Source organism: Streptomyces aureoversilis (assembly GCF_042657885.1).
GTDB classification, from domain to species: Bacteria; Actinomycetota; Actinomycetes; order Streptomycetales; family Streptomycetaceae; genus Streptomyces; species Streptomyces aureoversilis.
This window is the reverse complement of the sequence record NZ_JBHSKJ010000005.1, coordinates 35,709-62,386: the sequence shown is the minus strand read 5'-3', so window position 1 is coordinate 62,386 and position 26,678 is coordinate 35,709. Positions and strand designations below refer to the sequence as shown.

Below are 26,678 nucleotides of genomic sequence, written 5' to 3'. Positions count from 1 at the left end.
TTCAGGCTTTCAAGTCAAGCTTTCAAGGTCGAGCAGGACACCGTACGCACAGGCACCCCGTCCAGGGGCTGGCCGTGCCTCACTGTGGCAGGAGGGACGGGGCGCTCGCGCCCCGTATGGATGGACGTGAAGCGCTACTTCCGTGGGCCGGTCATGTGGATCGTGCTGGCCGTCCTCGCCGTGGTCGTGTTGATGCAGGTCGTCGGCTCCGGCGGCGGCTACAAGTCGGTGGACACCAGCCAGGTCGTCAACGCGATCAACAAGGACCTGGTGAAATCGGCCGAGCTGACGACCGGCGACGAGAACAAGATCAAGGTTGAGCTCAAGGACGGCCAGAAGGTCAAGGGCTCGAGCAAGATCCAGGCGAACTACATCGGCGAGCAGGGCGTCGACATCGCGAAGTCCCTGCAGGCCAACGCCGAGAAGAACATGATCCCGGAGGGATACAACGTCTCGACGTCCAAGCAGAACCCGTTCATCGGCGTCCTGCTGTCGTTGCTGCCGTTCGTCCTCATCGTCGTGGTCTTCCTGTTCCTGATGAATCAGATGCAGGGCGGCGGCTCCCGGGTGATGAACTTCGGGAAGTCCAAGGCCAAGCTGATCACCAAGGACACCCCCAAGACGACCTTCGCCGACGTCGCCGGCGCCGACGAGGCCGTCGAGGAGCTCCACGAGATCAAGGAGTTCCTGCAGGAGCCGGCGAAGTTCCAGGCCGTCGGCGCCAAGATCCCCAAGGGTGTGCTGCTCTACGGCCCGCCCGGTACGGGTAAGACGCTCCTCGCGCGCGCCGTCGCCGGCGAGGCGGGCGTGCCGTTCTACTCGATCTCCGGCTCCGACTTCGTCGAGATGTTCGTGGGTGTCGGTGCCTCCCGGGTCCGTGACCTCTTCGAGCAGGCCAAGGCCAACGCCCCGGCCATCGTCTTCGTCGACGAGATCGACGCCGTCGGCCGGCACCGCGGCGCGGGCCTCGGCGGCGGTCACGACGAGCGCGAGCAGACCCTGAACCAGCTCCTCGTCGAGATGGACGGCTTCGACGTCAAGGGCGGCGTCATCCTGATCGCCGCCACCAACCGTCCCGACATCCTCGACCCGGCGCTGCTGCGCCCCGGCCGTTTCGACCGGCAGATCGCCGTCGACCGCCCGGACATGCAGGGCCGTCTGGAGATCCTCAAGGTCCACCAGAAGGGCAAGCCGGTCGCCCCGGACGTCGACCTGTCGGCCGTCGCCCGCCGCACCCCCGGCTTCACGGGTGCCGATCTCTCCAATGTGCTGAACGAGGCCGCCCTGCTGACGGCCCGCAGCGACCGGAAGCTGATCGACAACCACATGCTGGACGAGGCGATCGACCGCGTCGTGGCCGGCCCGCAGAAGCGGACCCGGATCATGAGCGACAAGGAGAAGAAGATCACCGCGTACCACGAGGGCGGTCACGCCCTGGTCGCGGCGGCTTCCCCGAACTCCGACCCGGTGCACAAGATCACGATCCTGTCCCGCGGCCGCGCCCTCGGCTACACCATGGTCCTGCCCGACGAGGACAAGTACTCCACCACCCGCAACGAGATGCTCGACCAGCTGGCGTACATGCTGGGCGGCCGCGCGGCGGAGGAGCTCGTCTTCCACGACCCGACCACCGGTGCCGCCAACGACATCGAGAAGGCCACCGCCACGGCCCGCGCGATGGTCACGCAGTACGGCATGACCGAGCGCCTCGGCGCGATCAAGTTCGGCTCCGACAATTCCGAGCCGTTCCTGGGCCGCGAGATGTCGCACCAGCGCGACTATTCCGAAGAGGTCGCCGCGCTGGTCGACGAAGAGGTCAAGAAGCTCATCGAGACCGCGCACAACGAGGCGTGGGAGATCCTCGTCGAGAACCGCGACGTGCTCGACAACCTGGTTCTGGCGCTCCTGGAGAAGGAGACGCTGAACAAGGAGGAGATCGCCGAGGTCTTCAAGCACATCGTGAAGCGCCCGGCCCGCCCGGCGTGGACCGGTTCCTCGCGCCGCACCCCCTCCACCCGCCCGCCGGTGCTCTCCCCCAAGGAGCTCGCCCCGAGCAACGGCGGTCAGAGCATGGAGACGCTCGACCTCCCGGACGACGCCCGCCCGGAGAACTGAGCCGCCGTACAGGCCCTGCCGGGCCCTGCACCACAGGGCCCGGAATGGATGCCGCGTCACCCAGGTTTTAGCCTGGGGGACGCGGCATCCCGTTTATCCGGCCGTGCCGGTTGCTACGAACGCACGAGAGAACGAGGCACTCCATGACCGACCCGGTGACGCTGGACGCCGAGCGGAACATCGGCGCATTCGACGAGAAGCGCGCCGAGAACGCGGTGCGTGAGCTGCTGCTCGCCGTGGGTGAGGACCCGGACCGGGAGGGCCTGCGCGAGACGCCGGCCCGGGTGGCACGCGCCTACAAGGAGATATTCGCGGGTCTCTGGCAGGAGCCGGAGGACGTGCTCACCACGACGTTCGACCTCGGGCACGACGAGATGGTGCTCGTGCGCGACATCGAGGTCTACAGCACCTGTGAGCACCACCTGGTGCCGTTCCACGGCGTGGCGCACGTCGGCTACATCCCGTCGACCAGCGGGAAGATCACCGGCCTGTCGAAGCTGGCCCGCCTGGTGGACGTCTACGCCCGCCGGCCGCAGGTCCAGGAGCGGCTGACCACGCAGATCGCGGACTCGCTGATGGAGATCCTGGAGCCGCGCGGCGTGGTCGTGGTCATCGAGTGCGAGCACATGTGCATGTCCATGCGGGGCATCCGCAAGCCCGGCGCGAAGACGCTGACCTCGGCGGTCCGGGGCCAGCTGCGCGACCCCGCGACGCGCGCGGAGGCGATGAGCCTGATCATGGCCCGGTAACCGGGGCCGCTCCCGCGGGGGGCTCGGCGGCCGGGCCGTAATACCGGCCGGGCCGGCACCGCCGGAAAGGAAAAGCCCGCCGCAGCGGTGCGAAGCCACTTCGGCGGGTGTCCGGCGGAATGCGGACGGCGGAACCGGCAATGCTGCGGGAACCGCCGGAGGCGCTAGGCGGAAAGGCGGCTGCCCATCCACTTCAGGGTCGGGTTCAGCTCACGTCGCCACGTGTTGAAGTTGTGGCCGCCGCTGTCCAGGATGATCGAGGAAACCCGGGCCGAGCCCTTGGCCATCTCGATGAACTTCAGCGTGTCCTTGTAGTTGTGCTCGCCCTGCTTGCTGCTGGTCACCAGAACGGAGATCGGCGGCGTCTTCTCGTGCTTGAGGCGCCACATCACGTCGTTCTCGTTCTCCAGCTTCTTGCTGCCGCCGAAGAGGGAACCGGTCGTGGGGTCCTGGAGGGCCTTGTAGTAGCCCGAGAGGGAAGCCGCGGCGCTGTAGGAGTCCGGGTTGCGCATGGCGATCTTCAGGGCGCAGTAGCCGCCGGTCGAGTTGCCGATGATTCCCCAGTTGGCGGCCTTGTCGCCGACCCGGTACTGCTCGGTGATGGCCTTGCGCAGGTCCTTGGCGAAGAACGTCTCGGCCTGCGGGCCGTTCGGTATGTTGATGCACTCGGTGTCGCGCTGGCCGACGATGGACGGACGCATCATCACCAGAACGGTGGGCTGCATCTTCTTGTCCTTGCTCAGCTTGTGAGCGCGGACCGGGTAGTCGAGCCCTTTGATGAGCGCCTCCGCGGTGCCCGGGTATCCGGTCAGGACGACGGACGCGGGAAATTTGCGGTTCGCGTACTCCGGCTGGAAGTACTCCGGCGGAAGATAGACGTAGGCCGGGCCGTTGATCTTCGACTCGACGCCCGCGACCTGGATCTTCTCGATCTTTCCGCCGACGCGCGGGACGTTGCCCCGCGGCACCTTCACGGCCTGGGTGTTCACGACCTGCACCCGCTTGCCGCCGGCGCTGTGGTCGACGACGACGCCCTCTTCCTTGACCTGGCCGAAAAGGTCGGCCCAGGAGCCGTAGAAGCCGAAGGACTGGTTGGCCCAGAGACCGATCGCGGCGAACAGGGTGAGCTGTGTGGCCAGCATCATGCCCACCCTGCCGAGTATGGAGCCCACGCTCCGTTTGCCCAGGCGGGGCCAGAGCCAAATGGTCAACGCGAAGAGCACTACCGCAGCCGCGATGGCAAGCAGCAGAACTGCCATGCTGGTGAGACCCATGAGGTGCTTTCTGCCGAGCGACCCGGCGCCGAGTCGCGGAATGGTTACTTCTTTCCGGGCTCGGCCCCCCGCGGAACCTCAACCCCGAAACCGTCGTCCTACAGGGCGCACATTGTCCGGGCGCTGCCGCCAGATGGCGCAGGTCCACTCGACAGGACGACGGGAAGAGATGTCTGTCAGGGTAGATGGCAAAAAGTCCGATGGGGTTCCCGAGGGAACCAAGCGACTGTCGAGGCTTGCGCGTATCGTCAGAGGGCCCAAGCCCGAGAACGTGCCTGCCGTCGTGGGAACGGTCGCTGCCCTCATCGGCCTGCTCGACGTCCTTGCCGGTGTCGTTCCTCGGTTCCGCTGGAGCAAGGTCCACAGCCTCGCCGAGGTGCTGCCCGGCTCCGTGACCCAGCTGGCCGCGGCCGGCTCGATCATCGTCGGCATCCTGCTGCTGATGCTCGCCCACGGACTCAAGCGGGCCAAGCAGCGCGCCTGGCTCGCCGCCGTCGTGCTGCTGCCGATAGGCGCCGCCGCGCAGCTGGTCTACCGCCACTCCTACATCGGCGCGATCCTCTCCCTGCTGCTCTTCATCTACCTCGTGTGGCACAAGAGCTCCTTCTACGCGCTGCCGGACCCGCGCAGCCGCTGGAAGGTCGCGGCCAACTTCGTCCTGATGGGCGCGGCCAGCTTCGGCCTCGGCTGGGTGATCGTCGGCTCGCACCCGGACCAGATGATCGGCGACCCGCCGGTCAGCGAGCAGATCCAGCACGTGCTCTGGGGCCTCTTCGGCTTCGAGGGCTCTATCCGCTACACCGAGCACGTCGACTACACCGTCGGCTACTCCCTGGGCGCCCTCGGCCTGCTGACCGTCGCCACCACCGCGTACCTGGCCTTCATGCCCGCGTACCCGGCCGCCGTCCTCACCGAGGAGGACGAGGACAGGCTGCGCGAGCTGCTCGCCAAGCACGGCGCCCGCGACTCGCTGGGCCACTTCGCGCTGCGCCGCGACAAGAGCGCGGTCTTCTCGCCCTCCGGCAAGGCGGCCGTCTCCTACCGCGTCGTCTCCGGCGTGATGCTCGCGAGCGGCGACCCCATCGGTGACGTCGAGGCCTGGCCCGGCGCGATCGAGCAGTTCATGGCGCTGGCCAAGCGCCACTCCTGGACGCCCGCCGTCGCCGGCTGCAGCGAGACCGGCGGCGAGGTGTGGACCCGCGAGACCGGTCTGGACGCCCTGGAGATGGGCGACGAGGCCATCGTCGAGGTGGCCGACTTCTCCCTGACCGGCCGTTCCATGCGCAACGTCCGCCAGATGGTCAAGCGCATCGAGCGCAACGGCTACAGCACCAAGGTGCGCCGCGTCGGCGACCTGGGCCCCGAGGAGCTCGAGGCCGTCCAGAAGGCCGCCAACGCCTGGCGCGACACCGAGGACGAGCGCGGCTTCTCCATGGCCCTGGGCCGCATCGGCGACCCGAAGGACCTGGACGCCATCATCGCCACCGCCCACAAGGACCCGGAGGAGGGCGAGGACTGCCCGTTCGGCGACCTCCGCGCCATGCAGCACTACGTGCCGTGGGGCCCGGACGGCAGCTCCCTGGAGCTCATGCGCCGCGACCGCAGCGCGGACCCGGGCATGAACGAGCTCCTGATCGTCGCCTTCCTGCAGGCCGCGCCCGAGCTCAAGGTCAAGCGCCTGTCGCTGAACTTCGCGTTCTTCCGCTCCGCCCTGGAGCGCGGCGGCAAGCTGGGCGCCGGCCCGGTCGTGCGCATCCAGCGCTCGGTGCTGGTCTTCCTCTCGCGCTGGTTCCAGATCGAGTCGCTGTACAAGTTCAACGAGAAGTTCCGGCCGCGCTGGGAGCCGCGCTTCATCGTCTTCCCCAACAGCCGCGACCTGCCCCGCATCGGCTTCGCGATGATGCAGGCGGAGGGCTTCCTGGAGCTGCCGCGCCTGCTGCGCCGCCGCCCGGCGCCCCCGAAGGACGTCCTGGACGACGCCGACGAGCAGGTGTCGGCCTCGGAGGTCACGCGCGCGGCGTGAGCGCCCGCGCCGTGGTGACCCCGCGGAAAGTGTGTGCGGCAGTGCCCCCGACCGGCTTCCGGTCGGGGGCACTCCTCTTTGCGGCACGCCCTAGGCTGGTCCCATGAGTACCTTGCGCGGTCGTCACGGGCCCGTCGGTCTGCCGGAGTGGAATCGCTGTGCGGTGATGGGCGTCGTCAACGTCACGCCGGACTCGTTCTCCGACGGCGGGCGCTGGTTCGACACCGAACTCGCGGTCAAGCGCGGTCTCGACCTCATCGCCGGCGGCGCGGACCTGGTCGACGTGGGCGGCGAGTCCACGCGCCCCGGGGCGTCGCGGGTGGACGAGGGCGAGGAGCTGCGCCGGGTGGTCCCGGTGGTCCGCGAGCTGGTGGCCGAGGGCGCCGTGGTGTCGGTGGACACCATGCGGGCCTCGGTCGCGGAGGCGGCCGTCGAGGCCGGAGCGGCTCTGGTCAACGATGTGAGCGGCGGGCTCGCCGATCCGGCGATGGTGCCCGTGGTGGCCACGGCCCGGGTGCCCTTCGTGGTGATGCACTGGCGCGGCTTCAGCGCCGACATGAACAGCCGGGCGGTCTACGGGGACGTGGTCGGCGAGGTGATCGCCGAGCTGCAGCAGCGGCTGGACGCCGTGGTCGCCGCGGGCGTCGACCCCGAGCGGCTCGTCGTGGACCCGGGCCTGGGCTTCGCCAAGAACGCCGGGCACGACCTCGCGCTGGTGGCGGGCCTGGCGCGGCTGCGCCGGGAGCTGGGGCTGCCGATGCTGGTGGCCGCCTCCCGCAAGCGCTTCCTCGGCCGGGTGCTGGCCGGCCCCGGGGGCGAGCCGCCGCCGGCCCGGGAGCGGGACGCCGCGACGGCCGCGGTCTCGGCGCTCTCGGCGCGCGAGGGTGCCTGGGCGGTGCGGGTGCACGAGGTGCGGGCCAGCGCGGATGCGGTGCGCGTGGTGCAGGCGGTGCGGGATGCGGCGGCGGGCGCGGCGGCTGCGGCGGGCGGCGTGGCGGACGGGGCAGGCGTGACCGGCGGGGCGGGCGCGGCAGGCGCCGAGGAGGCCGTGTGAGCACCGCCCGTACGGACGGCGAGCTGGTCGAGCTGGCGAACACCGCGCTGTACGAGGCGGTGGAGCGCGGCGACACGGACGCGATGGGCCGGCTGTGGCTGGACGACCCCGACACCGAGGTCTCGTGCGTCCACCCCGGGTGGCCGGTGCTGCGCGGGCGCAAGGAGGTGCTCCGCTCGTACGCGCTGATCATGGCGAGCACGGACTACATCCAGTTCTTCCTCACCGACGTCGAGGTCTCGGTCTCCGGCGACACCGCGCTCGTCACCTGCACGGAGAACATCCTCAGCGGCGGCCCGGCCGAGGAGGAGGGCGAGCTCGGGCCCCTGGTGGGGCAGCTCGTCGTGGCGACGAACGCCTTCCGGCGCGTCGGCGAGGAGTGGAAGGTGTGGTCGCACCACGGCTCGCCGGTGCTCGCCGGGCGCGACGACGAGGAGGACGAAACGGACGGCCCGGACGACGCGGACGGTATTTCGGGAGCGTGACGTATCTCGCGTCACACCCGCCTCACGAGGCGTGATCCACGTCAGCGCGGCGGAATGCCCGCCACTCGTTCGGGCTGCTGGGCGGGCGGGTAGGGGTGGGGAACGGGGTCGCCGGGTAAGCGCGGCGCGAGTCGGGAGCGGCCGGGCGCGCGGGCCGTCCGAAAGGCCCTGAAACGTCCGGAAGTATCCGCAGATATGTACACCAACCCCTAGCCTCCATGTGCGAGCGCTGTCGGCGCTCGCAGGTAGATTCGACGTGGGTACCGGGCATCAGAGGTGCCCCCGTCCGACGACCAGCAGGAGTGATTCGTGTGGATCGTGTCGCGCTGCGCGGCCTGAAGGCCCGTGGGCACCACGGCGTGTTCCCCCGGGAGCGCGAAGAGGGGCAGACCTTCATCGTGGACCTCGTCCTGAGCCTGGACACCCGGCCCGCGGCCGCCTCCGACGACCTCGCGAAGACCGTGCACTACGGCGTCGTGGCGGAGGAAGTGGTCGGCATCGTCCAGGGTGAGCCCGTCGACCTCATCGAGACCCTGGCCGAGCGGATCGCCCAGAACTGCCTCAAGCACGATGCGGTGCGCGAAGTGGAGGTCGTCGTCCACAAGCCGGACGCCCCCATCACCGTGCCCTTTGACGATGTGACGATCACTATTACGCGGAGCCGAGTATGAGCAGCAGCGACCCGACCGTGCAGCCGGTGCCCGCCTCCGTGGTGGAGCAGGTGGACGCGGCGGACGTGACCCTGAGCAATCCCAAACGAGCCGTGATCTCCCTGGGCAGCAACCTCGGCAACCGACTGGAGACCCTCCAGGGCGCGGTCGACGCCCTCGAGGACACGCCCGGCCTGCGGGTCAAGGCCGTCTCCCCGGTCTACGAGACGGAGCCGTGGGGCGTCGAGCCCGGCACCCAGCCGTCCTACTTCAACGCCGTCGTCCTCGTGAAGACCACCCTCCCGCCGGACTCCCTGCTCGAGCGCGGCCACGCCATCGAGGAGGCCTTCGAGCGCGTGCGGGACGAGCGCTGGGGCCCGCGCACCCTCGACGTCGACATCGTCGCCTACCAGGACGTGGTCTCCGCCGACCCCGTGCTCACCCTGCCGCACCCGCGCGCCCACGAGCGCGCATTCGTCCTCGCTCCCTGGCACGATGTGGATCCCGAGGCCGTGGTCCCGGGCCGCGGCGCCGTGGTCGAGCTCCTCGCCGCCGTCGGCCTCGACGGCGTGCAGCCGCGGGTCGACCTGGAACTCCGGCTGCCCGAGTAGGCGTTTGCCCGAGTAGGCCCCCGGTTTTCGGGGATGTGATCGAGAAGAGGAGCGACGGCTCGGTGAAGCAACTGCGGATCGGTGTCCTGGCCGGGCTGTTCGCCGTGGCCGGGGTGCTCTCCTGGGCGGGTGCCCGGCTGTGGGACGCGGTCGGCACGCTGCCGCGGGTGCCGGTGGCCGCGCCCATCGTGCTCGCGGTCATCGCCGTCGTCCTCGCCGCCACGGCGCTGTCCCTGCGCGCCCGGCTGCGCGCGCAGCGCGAGCGGCGTCCCGGGGCGAAGGGCGTCGATCCGCTGCTCGCCGCCCGCGCGGTCGTCTTCGGCCAGGCCAGCGCGCTGGTCGCGGCGCTCGTCGCCGGCATGTACGGCGGCGTCGGCGTCTTCCTCGGCCTCGACGGCCTGGACGTCGCGATCCGCCGCGAACAGGTGATCTACGCGGGCGCGTCGGTCGTCGCGGGCATGGCCGTGATCGCCGCGGCGTTCTTCCTGGAGCGCGTCTGCAAACTCCCCGAGGACGAGGACGAGGGCCCGGGCGGCCCGGGCACGGCCCGGGGGTAAAGGGCGCGCAGCGCCCTTTGAATCCGCCGCGACGGCACCCTCACGAGTGTCCGCACGCTTGATTCCGCCGCGTCGGCGCGTGACCACGACGGTGGATTCCGGCGGTGCCGTACGGGCCTCGGTGGGCTTGGCGCCGCCGGGTGTCGCCGTGATGGCTGATCGCCGTTGCGGCGGGATGAGGGTGGCGGGGCCACCGTTTCCGGGCTGCGCCGCCGGGGCCGGCCCGTGGGTCAAGGGTGTCCGCACGCTTGATTCCGCCGCGTCGGCGCGTGACCACGACGGTGGATTCCGGCGGTGCCGTACGAACCTCGGGTGGGCTTGGCGCCGCCGGGTGTCGCCGTGGTGGCTGATCGCCGTTGCGGCGGGATGAGGGTGGCGGGGTCACCGTTTCCGGGCTGCGCCCCTGGGGCCCGGCCCGTGGGTCACGGGTGTCCGCACGCTTGATTCCGCCGCGTCGGCGCGTGACCACGACGGTGGATTCCGGCGGTGCCGTACGAACCTCGGGTGGGCTTGGCACCGCCGGGTGTCGCCGTGGTGGCTGATCGCCGTTGCGGCGGAGGGGAAGCGGGCGGGGTCGCCTCGCTCCGTACGAACTGTCGGAGAGTATCCCCGGGCTACGCCCCGGGGATGCTCTCCAGATCGACCTCGCTGCGCGCAGCGCCCCTCGCGTCGGCGTCGATCGAGCGGCGCAGCGCCTCGTGCAGCCGGGCGGGGGTCAGGACGCCCACGAAGCGGTCGGCCGCGGCGCCGTCGAGGACGGCGATCCAGCCCGCGTCGTGCTGCAGCATCGTGCTGAAGGCCTGCTTGAGCGAGGCTCCCACCGGGAGCCAGGCGTCCATGCGGCGCGCCCGTTCCCGCACCGTGCCCCCGCCGTCGGCGAGCGCTTCGGCCGAGATCCAGCCGTGCAGCCGGTCGGCGTCGTCCAGGACGACGGCCCACCGGGCGTCGTCCACGGCCAGTGCGGCGCCGGCGGCGGCCACGGTGTCGTCCAGGTGGACGACCGGCGGCTGTTCGAGGTCACCCGCTTCGATCGGGGTGACCGAGAGCCGCTTCAGGCCCCGGTCGGCCCCGACGAAGTCGGCGACGTAGGGCGTGGCGGGCGCGCCCAGCACCGTCGCCGGGGCGTCGAACTGTTCGATGCGGCCGTGGCCGTAGACGGCGATGCGGTCGCCGAGGCGGACGGCCTCCTCGATGTCGTGCGTGACGAACAGGACGGTCTTGCGGACCTGCGACTGCAGCCGCAGGAACTCGCTCTGGAGCCGCTCCCGCACCACCGGGTCGACCGCCCCGAACGGCTCGTCCATGAGCAGCACGGGCGGGTCCGCGGCGAGCGCCCGCGCGACGCCGACCCGCTGCCGCTGCCCGCCGGAGAGCTGGTGGGGGTAGCGGGCGCCGTGGACGGCCGGGTCGAGGCCGACGAGGTCGAGCAGTTCGGCGGCCCGCTCCCGGGCCTTCTTCCGCTGCCAGCCCAGCAGGTGGGGGACGGTCGCGGTGTTCTCCAGCACGGTCTTGTGGGGGAAGAGCCCGACCTGCTGGATGACGTAGCCGATGCGGCGCCGCAGCTCGACGGGGTCGACGCCGGCGATGTCGTCGCCGTCGAGGAGGATCCGTCCCGACGTGGGCTCGATGAGCCGGTTGACCATCTTCATCGTGGTGGTCTTGCCGCATCCGGACGGCCCCACGAGCGTGACCAGCTCGCCCTCCGCCACTTCGAAGGACAGGTCGTCCACGGCGGTCGTGCCGTCGGCGTAGCGCTTGGTGACGTGCTCGAAGCGGATCATGGTTCCCCATTCTGGCCGTACTCCCTGCGGACATTGTTGCCGTTGTGTGGCGGCCGGCTCGAATGTCAGTGCCCCGGGTTAGGGTCGCTGGTAACCGGCAAACCGACGGTCGACGGCCTGGGGGAGGTGGGAGCGCATGGCCGGTCAGGACTGCCTGATCAGCAATGACTGGATCTGCGGCGAGTATCTGCGCACGCGCGGCCAGGAGTTGACGGACGCCACGCTCCAGCACATCGGCATCACGCTCGCCTCGGTCGCGATCGGGCTCCTCGTGGCGTTCCCGCTGGCGCTGCTGGCCCGCAGGTGGCGCGCGGTGGCGGGCCCGGTCCTCGGCCTGACCACCGTGTTGTACACGGTGCCGTCGCTGGCGATGTTCTCGCTCCTGGTGCCGTTCTTCGGGCTGTCGCCGGCCGTTGTCATCACGGGCCTCGTGCTGTATTCGCTCACGATCCTCGTGCGCAACATCCTCGCCGGGCTCGCCGCGGTTCCGGAGGAGACGCGGGAGGCCGCCCGCGGCATGGGCTACGGCCCGGTGCGCCTGCTCCTCGGGGTGGAACTGCCCCTGGCGCTCCCGGCCCTGATGGCGGGTCTGCGGATCACCACGGTCTCCACGATCTCGCTCACCACCGTCGGAGCGATCCTCCACTACGGCGGCCTGGGCAATCTCGTCTACGACGGGATGCACAGCTACTTCAAGGCGCAGGTGCTCACCGCTTCGGTGCTCTGCGTGGCCCTGGCCGTCGCGGCCGATCTGCTCCTGCTGCTCGTCCAGCGGCTGCTCACCCCGTGGACGAGGGCGGGGAAGAAGGCCGGGAAGGCGAAGTCCGGCCCCGGGGGCGGCAAGGCCACCGGCCGGCCGGCGGCCGTCGAGGGGGCGCTCTGATGGGAGTCGTCGAGCGTACGTGGACGTGGCTGGCCACCGGCGCGCACTGGTCGGGCACCGACGGCGTGTGGCACCGGCTCGGTGAGCACCTCTTCCTGACGGTCGTGTGCCTGGCACTCTCCTGCGCGATAGCGCTTCCGGTGGCCGTGCTGCTGGGCCATCTGGGCAAGGGCGGGGCCCTCGCGGTGAACCTTTCCAACGCGGGCCGCGCGGTGCCCACTTTCGCCGTGCTGGTGCTGTTGCTGCTCAGTCCGCTGGGTACGCACGGCTCCTGGCCCACCGTCATCGCCCTGGTGCTCTTCGCGATACCCCCGCTGCTGACCAACGCCTACGTCGGCATGCGCGAGGTGGATCGCGACGTGGTCGAGGCGGCCCGCGGCATGGGAATGACGGGCCGTCAGCTCATCGCCCGCGTCGAGCTGCCGCTGGCCTTCCCGCTGATCGTGACGGGCGTGCGGACCGCCGCCGTCCAGGTCGTGGCGACGACCACCCTCGCCGCCCTGCCCGGCGGCGGTGGCCTGGGCCGCATCATCACGGCCGGCTTCCGGCTCACCGACACCGCCCAAGTGGTGGCGGGCGCCCTGCTGGTGGCGGTGCTCGCCCTGCTCGTCGAGGGCGTGCTGGTGGTGGCCGAGCGGCTGCTGGATCCGGTGCGCCGGCGTACGGGGCCGGTGCCGGGGTAGGCGCGGCGCCGGTCATCGAAGCGACGGCGGCCGGAGAGCCGGGCGCCGGAACCGAAGGGCGGATCTTTCCGTGTTTTCTGTGTTTTCTGTGTTCTCTCCATCTTCCACGGGGTCTTCCACGGGGCCTTCTGCGGGAGCCGTGAGCGGCACCCCGCGCCGGGCGCGGACCTCCCGCGCCCTGCTGGCGATGGCCGGTGTCACCGCCCTGACGGCGGGCCTCTCCGCGTGCGGGGGCGACAGCCTGGAGAAGTCCGGGGGAGGGGGCGGCGGGTCGGCGAAGCCGGGCGGAGGTTCCCTCGTCATCGGGTCGGCGGGGTTCACGGAGTCCAAGGTGCTCGCCGAGATATACGCCGGCCTGCTGAAGGACGCCGGATATTCCCCGTCGATCAGGACGGCCGAGGCCCGCGAGCTCTATGAACCGGAGCTGGAGAAGGGCCGGATCGACGTCGTCCCGGAGTATGCGGCGACGCTCGCCGAATTCCTGAACAAGAAGCAGAACGGCAAGGACGCCCCCGCCGTCGCGTCGGCCGACGCGGATGCCACGGTGAAGGCCCTGCGGAAACTCGCGGAGCCGCGCGGACTGAAGGTGCTCGACCCGGGCCGTGCGGTCGATCAGAACGCCTTCGCGGTGACGGCGGAGTTTGCGGAGAAACACCAGCTCAAGACGCTTTCCGATCTTGGAAAGTCGGGCCAGGAGGTCACGCTCGCGGCCGGCGACGAATGCCCGCAGCGGCCCTTCTGCCGGCCCGGCCTGGAGAAGACCTACGGCATCAAGGTCGCCGGCATCACCCCGCTGGAGGTGGGCAGCGTCCAGGCCAAGCAGGCGGTCAAGGACGGCAAGGCGCAGCTGCTCCTGACCACCACGACGGACGCCACGCTCGAACAGTTCGGACTGGTCCTGCTCAAGGACGACAAGAAGCTGCAGAACTCCGACAACGTGCTGCCCGTGGTGAATGCGGAGAAGGCCGGTTCGCAGAAGGTCGCCGATGCTCTCGCGAAGCTCACCAGGGTGCTGACCACAGAGGATCTCACCGAACTCAACAAGAAGGTTGATGCGCGTCGGCTCAAGCCCGCGGATGTCGCCGCGCAGTACCTCAAGGAGAAGGGGCTGCTGACGAAGTGAGAGGTGTAGGGGACAAGTAAGATCAAGGGAAGAGTTTCGTGGTGGAGTCACACTCCGAAGGCGACGCACGGTAAGTTTCAGGCCATGCCACGAGGACGCCACCGCCATTCGCCATCCCTGCACAGGCTTCTTCCCCCATCGGCGGTCGCCGCGACATCCGTCGCCTGCGCCGCCGGTGCCTGGGTGGTAGGTGAAACGGTCGTCATCCGGGGCCTCGCCGCGGCGGCGGCCGCCGCCGCGGTGGTCGGTGCCGTGCTGATGCGCCGTTGGGACCGCTCCGCCGGAAGGCGGGTCGCCCAGCTCACCGCCGCCCGCACGCGGGACGAGTGGAAGACCGAGGAGCGCATAGCCGAGCTGGAGACGGACCTGGAGGACACCCGGGCGGCCAAGGCCCGGCTGGAGTCCAAGCTGCGCGGCAAGCGCGCCGAGCTGGCCCGTCTCCGCACCGAGCACGCCGACCTGCTGCGCCGTTACGCCGCCGCCGAGACCGGGCGGGCCAGCGCGCTGGAGAGCGGCCGGATCGCCCGGGGCGGTGCGCCCCTCGGCGCTCCGGCACTGGGGCCCGGCGCGCCGCTCACGGTGCCCGGCCCGGCCGTCGACCCGGCCGCGTACCGCAAGGCCGCGGAGGCGCTGCGCAGCCTGAGCGGCGGCGCGGCGGAGGCGGAAGCGGAGCCCAAGGCCGGAGCCCGGCCCGCCGCCGGGTCCGCCGCCGAGCCCGCGGCCCTGCCCCGGCAGAAGCCCGCGAGCGCGTCCCGGACGGCGTCCGAGGCCGTGCCGCAGCCGCGCCCGGAAGCGCGTCCGGGTACGGAGCGGGCGCCCGGGTCGTCGGCCAAGGCGGGCAAGCCGGTCGAGGCGGGCAAGCCTGCCGAGCCGGCCACCGAGGACAAGCAGCCGGAGCCCGGCGCCGCCCTCAAGCCCGTGCTCCGCGCCGCCGTGCCGCAGGCCCCCGCCCGCCGTCCCGCCTCCCGTGCCACGGGCGGCTTCGACTTCTTCGGCACCCAGCGCCCGGCCCCGGCCCAGCGCCCCGTCGAGGAGACGGACCTCGCGGACGTCGTCGGCGAGGAGGCGCTCGCCGAGGCCAAGGCCGAGGCGGAGGCCGGGAAAGACGGCGAGCGCGCCGGGGACGACGTCATCGACCTGACCGCGCACGACGAGACCGAGCAGATAGACGTGGCCGAGCTGCGTACGGCCGCCTCGTAGGCGGTCCGCAACCCGGCCCGCAGAAACGAAACCCCCGGTGGATGCCCACCGGGGGTTCTTCGTCCACTCGTCGATGCTCACTTGCCGACCTTGCCGACCTTGCCGACCTTGCCGACGTCTACTTGTCGATGTCGCCGACCACGAAGAACAGCGACCCCAGGATCGCCACCATGTCGGCGACCAGCGTCCCCGGCAGCAGCTCGGTCAGCGCCTGGATGTTGTTGAAGGAGGCGGAGCGCAGTTTCAGCCGGTACGGCGTCTTCTCGCCCTTCGAGACCAGGTAGTAGCCGTTGAGGCCGAGCGGGTTCTCGGTCCACGCGTAGGTCGCGCCCTCGGGGGCCTTGAGGACCTTCGGCAGCCGCTGGTTGATCGGCCCGGGCGGCAGCTCGGCGATCCGGTCGAGGCAGGCCTCGGCGAGCTCCAGCGCGTTGTGGGTCTGCTCCAGCAGGCACTCGAAGCGGGCCAGGCAGTCGCCTTCCTCGCGGGTGACGACCTTCAGGGTGTCCTGCAGCTCCCCGTAGGCGAGGTACGGCTCGTCGCGGCGCAGGTCGAAGTCGACGCCGGACGCGCGGGCGATGGGGCCGCTGACCCCGTACGCGTGCACCGTCTCGCGCGTGAGCACGCCGACGCCGCGCGTACGGGCCCGGAAGATCTCGTTGCCGAGCACGAGCCGGTCGTAGACGTCCATCCGGGAGCGGACCTGCGCCACGGCGTGCCGCGCCCGGCCCAGCCAGCCGGCGGGCAGGTCCTCCTTGAGGCCGCCCACGCGGTTGAACATGTAGTGCATGCGGCCGCCGGAGACCTCCTCCATCACCGTCTGGAGCTCCTCGCGCTCGTGGAAGGCGTGGAAGACGGGGGTGATGCCGCCGAGCTCCAGGGGGTAGGAGCCGAGGAACATCAGGTGGTTGAGGACCCGGTTCAGCTCGGCGAGGAGCGTACGGGTCCACACGGCGCGCTCGGGCACCTCCATGCCGAGCATCCGCTCGACGGCCAGGACGACGCCCAGCTCGTTGGAGAACGCCGACAGCCAGTCGTGGCGGTTGGCGAGCATGATGATCTGCCGGTAGTCGCGCGCCTCGAAGAGCTTCTCCGCGCCGCGGTGCATGTAGCCGACGATCGGCTCGGCCTCGCGGACCCGCTCGCCGTCGAGGACGAGCCGCAGGCGCAGCACGCCGTGCGTGGACGGGTGCTGGGGTCCGATGTTGAGCACCATGTCGGTGCTCTCCGCCGCACCGCCGATGCCGACTGTCGTCTCCGTCATGGGGGTCATGGGGACAAGTCTGTCAGCCTTCCGGCCCGGCCCGGTCCGGGGCGGGGTCCGGACGGCCCGGGAGCAGCCCCCGGCAGGCCTCGCCGACGGGCTGCACCAGCCAGCCGAAGGCGCCCAGGCCCGCCGGGGAGGTGAGCTCGGCCGCCTCGCCCGCCCGCCCCAGCGCCCGGACGTAGGCGGCCGGGTCGCTCGAGGCGAGCGACAGCGGCGGGCGGCCGCCGTCCACGCCGAGGGCGTGCAGCGCCTCGCGCTGGGTCAGCACGGCGCTGCCCGGGCCCGCGCACGCGTCCATGGCCACGTGGGCGGTGATGTCGCACGAGCCGTCCGGCACCGGCCGCACCTCGCGGCCCTCGCGGAAGCCGGCCAGGGTGCCGAAGGGCGGGCGGCCGGCCCGCTCGTGGGCGTAGTCGACGGCCACGGCGAGGCCGGCGCGCAGGCTGCCCACGGCCCGCGCCCAGGCGGCGTCGCGCGGGTGCCCGATCTCGGCGCGGGTGCCGGGGGGCGCGCCGTGGACGGGCCACCAGCGGGCGAGCCACGCGGCGTCCCCGCCCGCGACCGGTTCGCCGAGCATCTCCTCGCCGTCCTCCTGGACGAGCACCTGGCGCGCGACGCCCTCGGCGTCGGTCTCGGCGACGTCCACGGGCACGTTGTCGAGCCACTCGTTGGCGAACAGCAAACCCTCGGTGCCGTCCGGGATGTCACCCACCCAGGTGATGCGCGGGTCCAGGCCGTCCGGGCGGGCCGCCCGCTCGACGGCGACCGGCCGCAGCCGCGCCGTCACCTTCTCCGGCAGCTGTGCGAGGACGCCGGTGAGCAGTTCGCCGCGGCCGGCGCCGACGTCCGTGAACGTCAGCTCCGCCGGGTGCCCGAGCGCCTCGTCGACCCGGCGCAGCAGCTCGGCGACGGCTCCGGCGTACAGCGGGGAGGCGTGCACGGAGGTACGGAAGTGCCCGGCGGGGCCCTCGGGGCGCCGGTAGAAGCCGCCGGGACCGTAGAGCGCGGCCTCGGTCGCGGCGCGCCATGTCATCGTTCCGCTTGCCATACGCACACGCTATGCGCCCTTCGCGGACACGCCGCCTCCACCTTGCGGAGTAGAAGGAGCGTCACCGGATCGATCGCCGGGCTGACCCCGGCACGTACCCGGCATGCCTACGCTGGGTGACGTGCACCGCCTCTACGACTTTCTCCGCAGGCACCCGACGGGTGTGGACACCTTCTGGGCCGTCCTGCTGTTCGGGATCAGCATGCTGGCCACAGCCGAAGAACACGGCGTGTCGGGGACCCAGCAGGCCGTGAACGTCGTCACGGTGGTGACCCTCAGCCTCGTGATCGCCCTGCGCCGCCGGGCCCCCGTGCCGATGCTGTTCCTGGCGATCGCCAGCGGCCTCGCACAGCTCGCGGCCGACGTCCAGGGCACGATCGCCGACATCGCGATGCTCGCGATCGTCTACACCGTCGCCTCCGGCCCCGTCCGCTGGGCGTCGCGCCTGGCGCTGGCCGGCGGGCTGGCCGCGCCGGTGCTCTTCCTGCTCCGGTGGCCGCTGGTCGACCGCGGGATCGGCTCCGTGCTCATCTCGCTGGCCTTCCTCACCGCCCCCTTCGTCCTGGCCTGGGTGCTCGGCGACTCCATGCGCACCCGCCGCGCGTACTGGGCCCAGCTGGAGGAGCGGGCCGCCCGCCTGGAGAAGGACCGCGAGCAGCAGGCGCGGATGGCCGTGACGGCCGAGCGGGCGCGCATCGCCCGCGAGCTGCACGACGTCGTCGCGCACAACGTCTCGGTGATGGTCGTCCAGGCCGACGGCGCCGCGTACGTCCTCGACGCCTCGCCCGACCAGGCCAAGCAGGCCCTGGAGACGATCTCCGGAACGGGCCGCCAGGCGCTGGCCGAGATGCGCCGCCTGCTGGGCGTCCTGCGCACCGAGGAGGGCACCACCGAGGGCGGGGACTACGTGCCGCAGCCCGACGTGGAGCAGATCGGCGACCTGGTCGAGCAGGTGCGCGGCGCGGGCCTGCCCGTGCAGTACGAGGTCGAGGGCGCGCCCCGCCCGCTGCCCAGCGGCGTGGAGCTGACCGCCTACCGCATCGTGCAGGAAGCCCTGACCAACACCCGTAAGCACGGCGGCCCCGAGGCCGGTGCGAGCGTCCGCCTGACGTACTTCGACGACGGGCTCGGCCTGCTCGTCGAGGACGACGGCCGGGGCGCGCAGCACGAGCTGTACGAGGCGGGCGGCGCCGACGGCATGGGCCACGGCCTGATCGGGATGCGCGAGCGCGTCGGCATGGTCGGGGGCACGCTGGACGCGGGCCCGCGTCCGGGCGGCGGGTTCCGGATCAGCGTGCTGCTGCCGGTGAAGCCGGGCGGTCGCTGACCATGGTGTTTGCTGGTGTCGGACGTTTTGCCGCCGTACTCCGACCGAGGGAAGGGACATCTGCATGTCCATCCGGGTGATGCTCGTCGACGACCAGGTACTCCTGCGTACCGGCTTCCGCATGGTGCTGGCCGCCCAGCCCGACATGGAGGTCGTCGCCGAGGCCGGGGACGGGGCGGAGGCCCTGGAGGTGCTGGCCGGCACCGAGGTGGACGTCGTCCTGATGGACGTGCGCATGCCCCGGCTCGACGGAGTGGAGGCGACGCGCCGGATCTGCGCCCAGCAGGACCCGCCGAAGGTGCTCATCCTGACCACCTTCGACCTGGACGAGTACGCGTTCTCGGCGCTCAAGGTCGGCGCGAGCGGCTTCATGCTCAAGGACGTGCCGCCGGCCGAGCTGCTCGGGGCGATCCGGGCCGTGCACAGCGGCGACGCGGTCGTCGCGCCCAGCACCACCCGCCGGCTGCTGGATCGTTTCACCCCGATGCTGCCGAGCACGACGAAGGAGCCGGCCGGCACGGAGCTGGGGCGCCTGACCGAGCGGGAGCGCGAAGTCATGCTGCTGGTGGCGCAGGGCCTGTCCAACGGCGAGATCGCGGCGCGGCTCGTGCTCTCGGAGGCCACGGTCAAGACGCACGTGGGACGCATCCTGACCAAGCTGGGGCTGCGCGACCGGGTGCAGGTGGTGGTGCTGGCCTACGAGAGCGGTCTCGTCCGGGCCGGGGGCGGGGCACCGCAGAAGTAGCGCCCGGGGCGCGGTGAGCCCGGCGGTGGCGGCCGGGCCTCTGAACCTCGGGTCCCGCTACCTCAGGACCGTCTCCAGGAAGTCGCTTCCCAGGCGGGCCACCACCGGCAGGTCCAGCTGGTGCAGGACGTAGCGGCCGCGGCGGCGCGTGGTCAGCAGGCCCGCCTTCTTCATCACGGCTATGTGCCGGGACACCTCGGGCGGCGTCAGGCCGAAGACGGTGGCCAGCTCGCTGGTGGTGTGCGGGCCGCGGGCCAGCGTGCGGCACAGCCGCATCCGGACGGGGTGCGCGAGCGCCTCCATCCGCTGCTGCACCAGCTGCAGGGCCGGGCCCTTCGGGAGCTCGGGCGCGGCCACGGGGTACTGCACCATCGGCTGCCAGCCGGGCCGGTTCAGCACGATGAGGTGCGGCCACCCGAACGCGGTCGGTACGAACGTCAGGCCGTCCGCGCAGGCCGTCGCCCGGCCGTTCTGCAGCTTGTCGAAGACGATCCGCGTGCCGCCCGCGCCGAGGGAGACGGCCGTGGAGACCGCGGTCATGGCCTCGGCGAGCCCCTTGCGCCGCAGCAGATCCGCCTTGTGCCGGGCGTCCGAGGCGAGCTGCACCCGTACGCGCTGCCAGTTGTCGGCGAAGAAGGCCTCCTCGCAGTCCTCCAGGAGCCTGCGCAGCCAGGCGCGCAGCGCGGGCGGGTCCTCCAGCATGCGGTCGGTGAACTGCGCCTGCCGCGGACCGCGGGCGGCGGACAGCTCGCGCACCCGCACCCGCTGCCCGGCGTCGACCAGCGGGGAGGGCTCGGGCCGCTCGGAGCTGCAGGTGACCTCGAAGGCCGCGGCCACGAACTTCTCGTCGTCCATGCGGTCGAGGTCGTCGAGCTCTTCGGCGAGCGTGGCCCGGGGCGTGGCGGGCAGGAGCAGGTCGGAGCGGGCCGAGCGCCACAGGAAGTCGGCTTCGGTCAGCCGGTCGGCGAGGTCGGGCCGGAGCCCGGAGGCGGTCGCCGTGGCCCAGCCGTGCAGCCCGGGGTGGTGGCCGGGCTCCGCCAGGACGTGCAGCATCGCACCGAGCTCCGCCAGCGGTGACGGGGTGAAAAGGATGCGCTCGTGCGGCAGTCCGGCGATGTCGATCTCCACGCTCATGCGCCCATCGTGCCTCTCCCTTTTGGGCTCCGGCCGTCACTTGACGGCTCTCGTCAATCGACGCGGCAAGGGCGCATCCACCGGCGCACCGTGGATCACATGAACGCAGCCCAGCAGCACATGCTCGACCTCTACCGCGCCGCCCAGCACGGGGAGTCGGCCCCGCCCGCCCCCGGCACCGGGGACGTGGAGGCCTACCGCTCCTTCCGCACCTGGCGCGCCTTCCAGGCCGTCGTCGACGAGCGGGTGGCCGCCCGCCGCGCCCGCCGGGCGGGGCTGTTCCGCTTCCTCCGCCCCGCCGCCCGCCTCCGCCCGGCGGCGGTCCGCCCGCCGGCCGTCCGCCCGGCAGCCGCTCGCCCGTCGGCCGTCCGGCCGTCTCCGGCCCAGGACACCGGCCGCCGCGTCCCGGACGCCTGCGGCCGCCCGGCCGAGTGCTGACACGACGCCCCCGGCCCGCCGGTCCCCAGTAGCGTTGTCCACAGGGCTGGGGACGGCCGGGGACCGCCCCTCGCGCCTCACGTAGCATGACGAAGGAATCGTCCGGTACCCGCCGCGGACTGGAACGGAAGGCCATCGCCGCGTGAACGCACATACCCATCCGGAGCAGCACCCGAGCCCCCAGGACCGACCCGCCCGGCTCACCGTCGGCGTCGTCGGCACGGGCCGCGTCGGCCCGGCGCTCGCCGCCGCGCTCCGGCTCGCCGGGCACCGCCCGGTCGCCGCCTCCGGAGTCTCCGACGCCTCGGTGCGGCGGGCCGCCGCCCTGCTCCCGGAGGTCCCGCTCGTCACCCCCGCCGAGGTGCTCGCGCGCGCCGAGCTCGTCCTGCTCACCGTGCCCGACGACGCCCTGCCGGGCCTGGTCGCGGGGCTCGCCGAGACCGGCGCCGTCCGCCCGGGCCAGCTCATCGTGCACACCTCGGGCCGGTACGGCACCGCCGTGCTCGACCCCGCCCGCCGCGCGGGCGCCCTGCCGCTCGCCCTGCACCCCGCCATGACGTTCACCGGCACCCCGGTCGACGTCGACCGGCTCGCGGGCTGCTCCTTCGGCGTCACCGCACCCGACGAGCTGCGGCTCGCCGCGGAGGCCCTGGTCATCGAGATGGGCGGCGAGCCCGAGTGGATAGCGGAAGAGGCCCGCCCGCTCTACCACGCGGCCCTCGCCCTCGGCGCGAACCACCTGGTCACCCTGGTCTCCCAGGCCATGGACCTGCTGCGGACCGCCGGCGTCGGGGCGCCCGACCGCATGCTCGGCCCCCTCCTCGGCGCCGCGCTCGACAACGTCCTGCGCAGCGGCGACGCGGCCCTGACCGGCCCGGTGGCCCGCGGCGACGCCGGCACCGTCGCCGCGCACATCGCCGAGCTGCGCGCCCACGCCCCCCAGGCCGTCCCGGGATACCTGGCGATGGCCCGTACGACCGCCGACCGCGCCCTCGCGGCCGGCCTGCTCAAGCCGGAACTGGCGGAGGACCTGCTCGGCGTCCTCGCGGACGGAGGCACCGCATGACCACCCAGCTCACCCGCGACGCCGAGGAGCTGAAGGCCCTCCCGCGCCAAGGCCGCCGCGCCGTCGTGATGACGATGGGCGCCCTGCACGAGGGCCACGCCACCCTCGTCCGCGAAGCGCGCCGGCTGGCCGGGCCGGACGGCCAGGTCGTCGTCACGGTCTTCGTCAACCCGCTGCAGTTCGGCGCGGGTGAGGATCTCGACCGCTACCCGCGCACCCTCGACGCCGACCTCGCCATCGCCGGGCAGGCGGGCGCCGACGCCGTCTTCGCCCCTTCCGTGGACGAGGTCTACCCCGGCGGGGAGCCCCAGGTCCGCATCACCGCCGGCCCCATGGGCGAGCGCCTGGAAGGCGCCTCCCGCCCCGGGCACTTCGACGGCGTGCTCACCGTCGTCGCCAAGCTCCTGCACCTGACCGCGCCGGACGTCGCGCTGTTCGGCCAGAAGGACGCCCAGCAGCTCGCCCTGATCCGCCGCATGGTGCGCGACCTCAACTTCCCCGTGGAGGTCGTCGGCGTGCCGACGGTCCGCGAGGGCGACAACCTCGCGCTGTCGAGCCGCAACCGCTACCTCTCCGAGGCCGACCGGGCCACGGCGCTGGAGCTCTCCCGGGCCCTGCTCGCCGGTGCCGCGGCCGTGGACGGCGGCGCGGCCGCGGTCCGCGGCGCCGCCCGCGGCATCCTGGAAGCAGCGGCGAAGCTGGAGCCCCCGGTCCTCCTGGACTACCTGGCCCTGGTCGACCCCTCCGACTTCACCGAGGTCCCCGACGACTACGCGGGCGAAGCCGTCCTGGCCGTCGCCGCCAAGGTCGGCACCACCCGCCTGATCGACAACGTCCCCCTGCAGCTCGGAGCCGAGCGATGACCGGCATACGCCTCCACGCCCCCAAGCCGGGCTGGTCCGTCGACGCCGACGTGGTCGTCGTGGGCTCCGGCGTCGCCGGGCTCACCGTCGCCCTGCGCTGCGCCGCCGCCGGCGCGAAGGTCACCGTCGTCACCAAGGCCCTCCTGGACGACGGCTCCACCCGCTGGGCGCAGGGCGGCATAGCGGCCGCGCTCGGCGAGGGCGACACCCCCGGGCAGCACCTGGACGACACGCTCGTCGCAGGCGCGGGCCTGTGCGACGACGAGGCCGTGCGCACCCTGGTCACCGAGGGCCCCGACGCGGTGCGCCGGCTCATCGCCACGGGCGCGCAGTTCGACACCGACGCCGACACCGGCGCCATCCTGCTCACCCGCGAGGGCGGCCACCACCGCCGCCGCATCGCCCACGCGGGCGGCGACGCCACCGGCGCCGAGATCTCCCGCGCCCTGGTCGACGCCGTGCGCGCGGCGGGCATCGAGACCATCGAGCACGCCCTGGTCCTCGACCTCCTCAAGGACGCGGACGGCCGCGCCGCGGGCGTCACCCTGCACGTCATGGGCGAGGGCGAGCGCGACGGCGTGGGTGCCGTGCGGGCCCGGGCCGTCGTCCTCGCCACCGGCGGCATGGGCCAGGTCTTCTCCGCCACCACGAACCCCGCCGTCTCCACGGGCGACGGCGTCGCCCTCGCCCTGCGCGCCGGGGCCGAGGTGTCCGACCTGGAGTTCGTCCAGTTCCACCCCACCGTGCTGTGGCTCGGCCCGGACGCCGAGGGCCAGCAGCCGCTGGTGTCGGAGGCGGTACGGGGCGAAGGCGCCCACCTCGTCGATGCGGACGGCCACCGCTTCATGGTCGGTGCGCACGAGCTCGCGGAGCTGGCCCCGCGCGACATCGTCGCCAAGGGCATCACGCGCCGCATGCAGGAGCGCGGCGCCGAGCACATGTACCTGGACGCCCGCCACTTCGGCGCCGAGATGTGGGAGCACCGCTTCCCCACGATCCTCGCCGCCTGCCGCGCGCACGGCATCGACCCGGTGACGGAGCCGATCCCGGTCGCGCCCGCGGCGCACTACGCCTCCGGCGGCGTCCGCACGGACCTGCTCGGCCGCTCCACCCTCCCCCGGCTCTACGCCTGCGGCGAGGTCGCCTGCACGGGCGTGCACGGCGCCAACCGCCTGGCGTCGAACTCCCTGCTGGAGGGCCTGGTCTTCGCGGAGCGCATCGCCGCCGACGTGACCGCCGGCCTGCGGGAGGCCAGCGGTCCGGGGGAGGCCCTCCCGCCGGAGGCCTCCGCCGCCGGCACGGTGCTCGCCGGCCCGAAGGCCCGCCTCGAGATCCAGCGCATCATGACGGAGGGCGCCGGGGTCCTGCGCTCCAGGGAGAGCCTCGAGCGGGCGGCCGCCGAGCTGGCGCGCATCGACGAGGACGCCGCCACCGCGCTGGAGGCGCCCGGCACGGAGAGCTGGGAGGCCACCAACCTCCTGCTCGTCGCCCGCGTCCTCGTCGCCGCCGCGCTCCGCCGCGAGGAGACCCGCGGCTGCCACTGGCGCGAGGACCGCCCCGACCGCGACGACACCGCCTGGCGCCGGCATCTTTTGGTGACCCTGCGCCCGGACCGTACGCTCTCGGTCTCCACCACCGGGACGGCGGCCTTCCCGTCCGTCACGCCCGACCCGCCCACGACCGGCGCCGAACCGAGGAGCACCACGTGACCACCCCGAACGAACTCCCCCTCCACCAGATCGGCCAGGACATCCAGGTGAACCTCGAGACGGCCACCGGCGGCTGCGGTGACGGCTGTGGCTGCGGTGAGACGTTCGCGGAGGACGCGCTGGAGTGCGGGCTCGACCCCGACCTGGCCCGGCTGCTCGCCGAGGCCGGCCTCGACCCCCTGCAGATCGAGGACATCGCCCACCTCGCCATCGAGGAGGACCTCGACGGCGGCCAGGACGTCACCACCGTGGCGACCATCCCCGCCGACGCCGTCGCCACCGGCGACTTCACCGCCCGCGAGGACGGCACCGTCTCCGGCCTGCACATCGCCGAGGCGGTCCTCTCGGTCGTCTGCACCGAGGAGTTCGAGGTCGAGCGGCACGTCGAGGACGGCGACCGGGTGACCGCCGGCCAGAAACTGCTCACCGTCCGCACCCGCACCCGCGACCTGCTCACCGCCGAGCGCAGCGCCCTGAACCTCCTGTGCCGCCTGTCCGGCATCGCCACCGCGACCCGCGAGTGGGCCGACCTGCTGGACGGCACCAAGGCCGCAGTCCGCGACACCCGCAAGACCACGGTCGGCCTGCGCGCCCTGGAGAAGTACGCGGTGCGCTGCGGCGGCGGCGTCAACCACCGCATGTCCCTGTCGGACGCGGCACTCATCAAGGACAACCACGTGGTCGCGGCCGGCGGCGTGGCCGAGGCCTTCAGGGCCGTGCGGAAGGCCTTCCCGGGCCTGCCCGTCGAGGTCGAGGTCGACCGGATCGACCAGATCCCGCCCGTCCTCGCCGAGGGCGCCAACCTCATCCTGCTGGACAACTTCACCCCCGAGCAGACCCGCGAGGCCGTCGAACTCGTCGCGGGCCGCGCCCTGCTGGAGTCCTCCGGCCGCCTCACGCTCGTCAACGCCCACGCCTACGCCGAGACCGGCGTGGACTACCTGGCGGTCGGCTCGCTGATCCACTCGTCCCCGATCCTCGACATCGGCCTCGACCTGCGGGAGCGCGACGAGGACGACACGCAGGAGGAAGCCGCCTGATGCTGCTCACCATCGATGTCGGCAACACCCATACGGTCCTCGGCCTGTTCGACGGCGAGGAGATCGTCGAGCACTGGCGGGTGTCGACCGACGCCCGCCGCACGGCCGACGAACTGGCGGTCCTGCTCCAGGGCCTGATGGGCATGCACCCGCTGCTGGGCGAGGAGCTGGGGGACGGCATCGACGGCATCGCCATCTGCTCCACGGTCCCCGCCGTCCTGCACGAGCTGCGGGAGGTCACCCGCCGCTATTACGGGGACGTGCCCGCGGTGCTGGTCGAGCCGGGCGTGAAGACCGGCGTGCCGATCCTGATGGACAACCCCAAGGAGGTCGGCGCCGACCGGATCGTCAACGCCGTCGCGGCCGTCGAGCTCTACGGCGGCCCGTGCATCGTCGTCGACTTCGGCACGGCCACCACCTTCGACGCGATCAGCGCCCGCGGCGAGTACACGGGCGGCGTGATCGCCCCGGGCATCGAGATCTCGGTGGAGGCGCTGGGCGTCAAGGGCGCGCAGCTGCGCAAGATCGAGCTGGCCCGCCCGCGCGGCGTCATCGGGAAGAACACGGTCGAGGCCATGCAGTCCGGCATCCTCTACGGCTTCGCCGGGCAGGTGGACGGCGTCGTCGAGCGGATGGCCCGCGAGCTCGCCGACGACCCGGACGACGTCACCGTCATCGCCACCGGCGGCCTGTCGCCCCTGGTGCTCGGCGAGGCGTCCGTCATCGACGAACACGAGCCGTGGCTCACGCTGATCGGCCTGCGCCTGGTCTACGAACGGAACGTCTCCCGCACGTAGGACGCAACCAACCGTCCGTTTCAACTGTCCTGTCAGCTGCGGAACCTGATTCCGTATCC

General features: G+C 72.3%; 25 protein-coding genes. 20 read left to right on the top strand and 5 right to left on the bottom strand.

Annotation, left to right across the window (positions count from 1 at the left end):
• Positions 1 to 120 precede the first annotated feature (120 nt).
• Positions 121 to 2,115, top strand: coding sequence for an ATP-dependent zinc metalloprotease FtsH (gene ftsH, locus ACFPP6_RS10275; protein WP_382039340.1), 1,995 nt, complete (start codon positions 121 to 123; stop codon positions 2,113 to 2,115).
• Positions 2,116 to 2,258: 143 nt separating this feature from the next.
• Entirely contained in the window at positions 2,259 to 2,864 is a 606-nt protein-coding gene (gene folE, locus ACFPP6_RS10270; RefSeq protein ID WP_179082001.1) for a GTP cyclohydrolase I FolE, read from the top strand.
• 164 nt (positions 2,865 to 3,028) lie between these two features.
• Here the strand turns inward: folE and ACFPP6_RS10265 are convergent, their stop codons facing one another.
• Entirely contained in the window at positions 3,029 to 4,138 is a 1,110-nt protein-coding gene (locus ACFPP6_RS10265) for an alpha/beta hydrolase (protein ID WP_382039338.1), read from the bottom strand.
• Between the two features lie 169 nt (positions 4,139 to 4,307).
• On the opposite strand from ACFPP6_RS10265, the gene ACFPP6_RS10260 reads away from it, so the two are divergent.
• The 6 genes from ACFPP6_RS10260 (at position 4,308) to ACFPP6_RS10235 (ending at position 9,518) form a co-directional block, all read left to right on the top strand.
• A complete protein-coding gene (locus ACFPP6_RS10260) occupies positions 4,308 to 6,161 on the top strand; it encodes a phosphatidylglycerol lysyltransferase domain-containing protein (protein ID WP_382039336.1) in 1,854 nt (617 codons plus the stop codon).
• A 103-nt stretch (positions 6,162 to 6,264) separates the two neighbouring features.
• A complete protein-coding gene (gene folP, locus ACFPP6_RS10255; RefSeq protein WP_382039334.1) occupies positions 6,265 to 7,215 on the top strand; it encodes a dihydropteroate synthase in 951 nt (316 codons plus the stop codon).
• Complete coding sequence (locus tag ACFPP6_RS10250) at positions 7,212 to 7,700, top strand: nuclear transport factor 2 family protein (protein WP_382039333.1); 489 nt, start codon at positions 7,212 to 7,214, stop codon at positions 7,698 to 7,700. Before folP ends, ACFPP6_RS10250 begins: the two co-directional genes overlap by 4 nt.
• 311 nt (positions 7,701 to 8,011) lie before the next feature.
• Complete coding sequence (gene folB / locus ACFPP6_RS10245) at positions 8,012 to 8,371, top strand: dihydroneopterin aldolase (protein ID WP_058045618.1); 360 nt, start codon at positions 8,012 to 8,014, stop codon at positions 8,369 to 8,371.
• Positions 8,368 to 8,961 (top strand): 2-amino-4-hydroxy-6-hydroxymethyldihydropteridine diphosphokinase, encoded by a 594-nt coding sequence (gene folK, locus ACFPP6_RS10240; RefSeq protein WP_382039330.1) that lies wholly within the window; start codon positions 8,368 to 8,370, stop codon positions 8,959 to 8,961. The genes folB and folK overlap by 4 nt, the downstream gene beginning before the upstream one ends.
• A 62-nt stretch (positions 8,962 to 9,023) precedes the next feature.
• On the top strand, positions 9,024 to 9,518 hold the full coding sequence (locus ACFPP6_RS10235; protein WP_382039329.1) for a DUF3180 domain-containing protein: 495 nt from the start codon (positions 9,024 to 9,026) through the stop codon (positions 9,516 to 9,518).
• Between the two features lie 614 nt (positions 9,519 to 10,132).
• Here ACFPP6_RS10235 and ACFPP6_RS10230 read toward each other — a convergent pair.
• A complete protein-coding gene (locus ACFPP6_RS10230) occupies positions 10,133 to 11,299 on the bottom strand; it encodes an ABC transporter ATP-binding protein (protein WP_058045620.1) in 1,167 nt (388 codons plus the stop codon).
• Between the two features lie 136 nt (positions 11,300 to 11,435).
• On the opposite strand from ACFPP6_RS10230, the gene ACFPP6_RS10225 reads away from it, so the two are divergent.
• The 4 genes from ACFPP6_RS10225 to ACFPP6_RS10210 all read left to right on the top strand — a co-directional run bounded on the left by ACFPP6_RS10225 (position 11,436) and on the right by ACFPP6_RS10210 (position 15,188).
• The gene (locus ACFPP6_RS10225) at positions 11,436 to 12,182 is read left to right on the top strand and encodes an ABC transporter permease (RefSeq protein WP_382039326.1); all 747 of its coding nucleotides are present in this window, start codon (positions 11,436 to 11,438) and stop codon (positions 12,180 to 12,182) included.
• Entirely contained in the window at positions 12,182 to 12,865 is a 684-nt protein-coding gene (locus tag ACFPP6_RS10220; RefSeq protein WP_256790977.1) for an ABC transporter permease, read from the top strand. Before ACFPP6_RS10225 ends, ACFPP6_RS10220 begins: the two co-directional genes overlap by 1 nt.
• A 187-nt stretch (positions 12,866 to 13,052) precedes the next feature.
• Complete coding sequence (locus ACFPP6_RS10215; protein WP_382040118.1) at positions 13,053 to 13,988, top strand: ABC transporter substrate-binding protein; 936 nt, start codon at positions 13,053 to 13,055, stop codon at positions 13,986 to 13,988.
• Positions 13,989 to 14,171: 183 nt separating this feature from the next.
• On the top strand, positions 14,172 to 15,188 hold the full coding sequence (locus ACFPP6_RS10210) for a hypothetical protein (protein ID WP_382039324.1): 1,017 nt from the start codon (positions 14,172 to 14,174) through the stop codon (positions 15,186 to 15,188).
• A gap of 118 nt (positions 15,189 to 15,306) precedes the next feature.
• On the opposite strand, the gene ACFPP6_RS10205 is transcribed toward ACFPP6_RS10210, so the two are convergent.
• Entirely contained in the window at positions 15,307 to 16,449 is a 1,143-nt protein-coding gene (locus ACFPP6_RS10205) for an NADH-quinone oxidoreductase subunit D (protein ID WP_382039323.1), read from the bottom strand.
• A gap of 22 nt (positions 16,450 to 16,471) precedes the next feature.
• Complete coding sequence (locus ACFPP6_RS10200) at positions 16,472 to 17,500, bottom strand: SAM-dependent methyltransferase (RefSeq protein ID WP_382039322.1); 1,029 nt, start codon at positions 17,498 to 17,500, stop codon at positions 16,472 to 16,474.
• A gap of 121 nt (positions 17,501 to 17,621) precedes the next feature.
• Here ACFPP6_RS10200 and ACFPP6_RS10195 point away from each other — a divergent pair, with 121 nt between their 5' ends.
• Complete coding sequence (locus tag ACFPP6_RS10195; protein ID WP_382040116.1) at positions 17,622 to 18,827, top strand: sensor histidine kinase; 1,206 nt, start codon at positions 17,622 to 17,624, stop codon at positions 18,825 to 18,827.
• A 64-nt stretch (positions 18,828 to 18,891) separates the two neighbouring features.
• Positions 18,892 to 19,572 (top strand): response regulator transcription factor, encoded by a 681-nt coding sequence (locus tag ACFPP6_RS10190; RefSeq protein ID WP_382039320.1) that lies wholly within the window; start codon positions 18,892 to 18,894, stop codon positions 19,570 to 19,572.
• Positions 19,573 to 19,629: 57 nt separating this feature from the next.
• On the opposite strand, the gene ACFPP6_RS10185 is transcribed toward ACFPP6_RS10190, so the two are convergent.
• Entirely contained in the window at positions 19,630 to 20,706 is a 1,077-nt protein-coding gene (locus tag ACFPP6_RS10185) for a DUF5937 family protein (protein ID WP_382039318.1), read from the bottom strand.
• 99 nt (positions 20,707 to 20,805) lie between these two features.
• On the opposite strand from ACFPP6_RS10185, the gene ACFPP6_RS10180 reads away from it, so the two are divergent.
• The 6 genes from ACFPP6_RS10180 (at position 20,806) to ACFPP6_RS10155 (ending at position 26,619) form a co-directional block, all read left to right on the top strand.
• Entirely contained in the window at positions 20,806 to 21,144 is a 339-nt protein-coding gene (locus ACFPP6_RS10180; RefSeq protein ID WP_382039316.1) for a hypothetical protein, read from the top strand.
• A 142-nt stretch (positions 21,145 to 21,286) separates the two neighbouring features.
• On the top strand, positions 21,287 to 22,210 hold the full coding sequence (locus tag ACFPP6_RS10175) for a Rossmann-like and DUF2520 domain-containing protein (RefSeq protein ID WP_382039315.1): 924 nt from the start codon (positions 21,287 to 21,289) through the stop codon (positions 22,208 to 22,210).
• The gene (gene panC / locus ACFPP6_RS10170; protein WP_382039313.1) at positions 22,207 to 23,073 is read left to right on the top strand and encodes a pantoate--beta-alanine ligase; all 867 of its coding nucleotides are present in this window, start codon (positions 22,207 to 22,209) and stop codon (positions 23,071 to 23,073) included. Before ACFPP6_RS10175 ends, panC begins: the two co-directional genes overlap by 4 nt.
• Complete coding sequence (locus ACFPP6_RS10165; protein WP_382039311.1) at positions 23,070 to 24,782, top strand: L-aspartate oxidase; 1,713 nt, start codon at positions 23,070 to 23,072, stop codon at positions 24,780 to 24,782. Before panC ends, ACFPP6_RS10165 begins: the two co-directional genes overlap by 4 nt.
• Positions 24,779 to 25,822 (top strand): carboxylating nicotinate-nucleotide diphosphorylase, encoded by a 1,044-nt coding sequence (gene nadC / locus ACFPP6_RS10160; protein WP_382039309.1) that lies wholly within the window; start codon positions 24,779 to 24,781, stop codon positions 25,820 to 25,822. The genes ACFPP6_RS10165 and nadC overlap by 4 nt, the downstream gene beginning before the upstream one ends.
• Positions 25,822 to 26,619, top strand: coding sequence for a type III pantothenate kinase (locus tag ACFPP6_RS10155; RefSeq protein ID WP_382039307.1), 798 nt, complete (start codon positions 25,822 to 25,824; stop codon positions 26,617 to 26,619). Before nadC ends, ACFPP6_RS10155 begins: the two co-directional genes overlap by 1 nt.
• Positions 26,620 to 26,678: the final 59 nt, after the last annotated feature.

Bases quoted from the DNA above. Each gene is read 5' to 3' on its own strand.
- ftsH (WP_382039340.1), top strand. From the start codon at position 121: ATGGACGTGAAGCGCTACTTCCGTGGGCCGGTCATGTGGATCGTGCTG.
- ACFPP6_RS10225 (WP_382039326.1), top strand. From the start codon at position 11,436: ATGGCCGGTCAGGACTGCCTGATCAGCAATGACTGGATCTGCGGCGAG.
- ACFPP6_RS10215 (WP_382040118.1), top strand. From the start codon at position 13,053: ATGGCCGGTGTCACCGCCCTGACGGCGGGCCTCTCCGCGTGCGGGGGC.
- ACFPP6_RS10190 (WP_382039320.1), top strand. From the start codon at position 18,892: ATGTCCATCCGGGTGATGCTCGTCGACGACCAGGTACTCCTGCGTACC.
- panC (WP_382039313.1), top strand. From the start codon at position 22,207: ATGACCACCCAGCTCACCCGCGACGCCGAGGAGCTGAAGGCCCTCCCG.
- ACFPP6_RS10200 (WP_382039322.1), bottom strand. From the start codon at position 17,500: ATGGCAAGCGGAACGATGACATGGCGCGCCGCGACCGAGGCCGCGCTC.
- ACFPP6_RS10155 (WP_382039307.1), top strand. From the start codon at position 25,822: ATGCTGCTCACCATCGATGTCGGCAACACCCATACGGTCCTCGGCCTG.
- ACFPP6_RS10185 (WP_382039318.1), bottom strand. From the start codon at position 20,706: ATGAGCGTGGAGATCGACATCGCCGGACTGCCGCACGAGCGCATCCTT.
- folE (WP_179082001.1), top strand. From the start codon at position 2,259: ATGACCGACCCGGTGACGCTGGACGCCGAGCGGAACATCGGCGCATTC.
- ACFPP6_RS10165 (WP_382039311.1), top strand. From the start codon at position 23,070: ATGACCGGCATACGCCTCCACGCCCCCAAGCCGGGCTGGTCCGTCGAC.
- folK (WP_382039330.1), top strand. From the start codon at position 8,368: ATGAGCAGCAGCGACCCGACCGTGCAGCCGGTGCCCGCCTCCGTGGTG.
- ACFPP6_RS10180 (WP_382039316.1), top strand. From the start codon at position 20,806: ATGAACGCAGCCCAGCAGCACATGCTCGACCTCTACCGCGCCGCCCAG.
- ACFPP6_RS10260 (WP_382039336.1), top strand. From the start codon at position 4,308: ATGTCTGTCAGGGTAGATGGCAAAAAGTCCGATGGGGTTCCCGAGGGA.
- ACFPP6_RS10265 (WP_382039338.1), bottom strand. From the start codon at position 4,138: ATGGGTCTCACCAGCATGGCAGTTCTGCTGCTTGCCATCGCGGCTGCG.
- folP (WP_382039334.1), top strand. From the start codon at position 6,265: ATGAGTACCTTGCGCGGTCGTCACGGGCCCGTCGGTCTGCCGGAGTGG.
- ACFPP6_RS10230 (WP_058045620.1), bottom strand. From the start codon at position 11,299: ATGATCCGCTTCGAGCACGTCACCAAGCGCTACGCCGACGGCACGACC.
- ACFPP6_RS10220 (WP_256790977.1), top strand. From the start codon at position 12,182: ATGGGAGTCGTCGAGCGTACGTGGACGTGGCTGGCCACCGGCGCGCAC.
- ACFPP6_RS10205 (WP_382039323.1), bottom strand. From the start codon at position 16,449: ATGACGGAGACGACAGTCGGCATCGGCGGTGCGGCGGAGAGCACCGAC.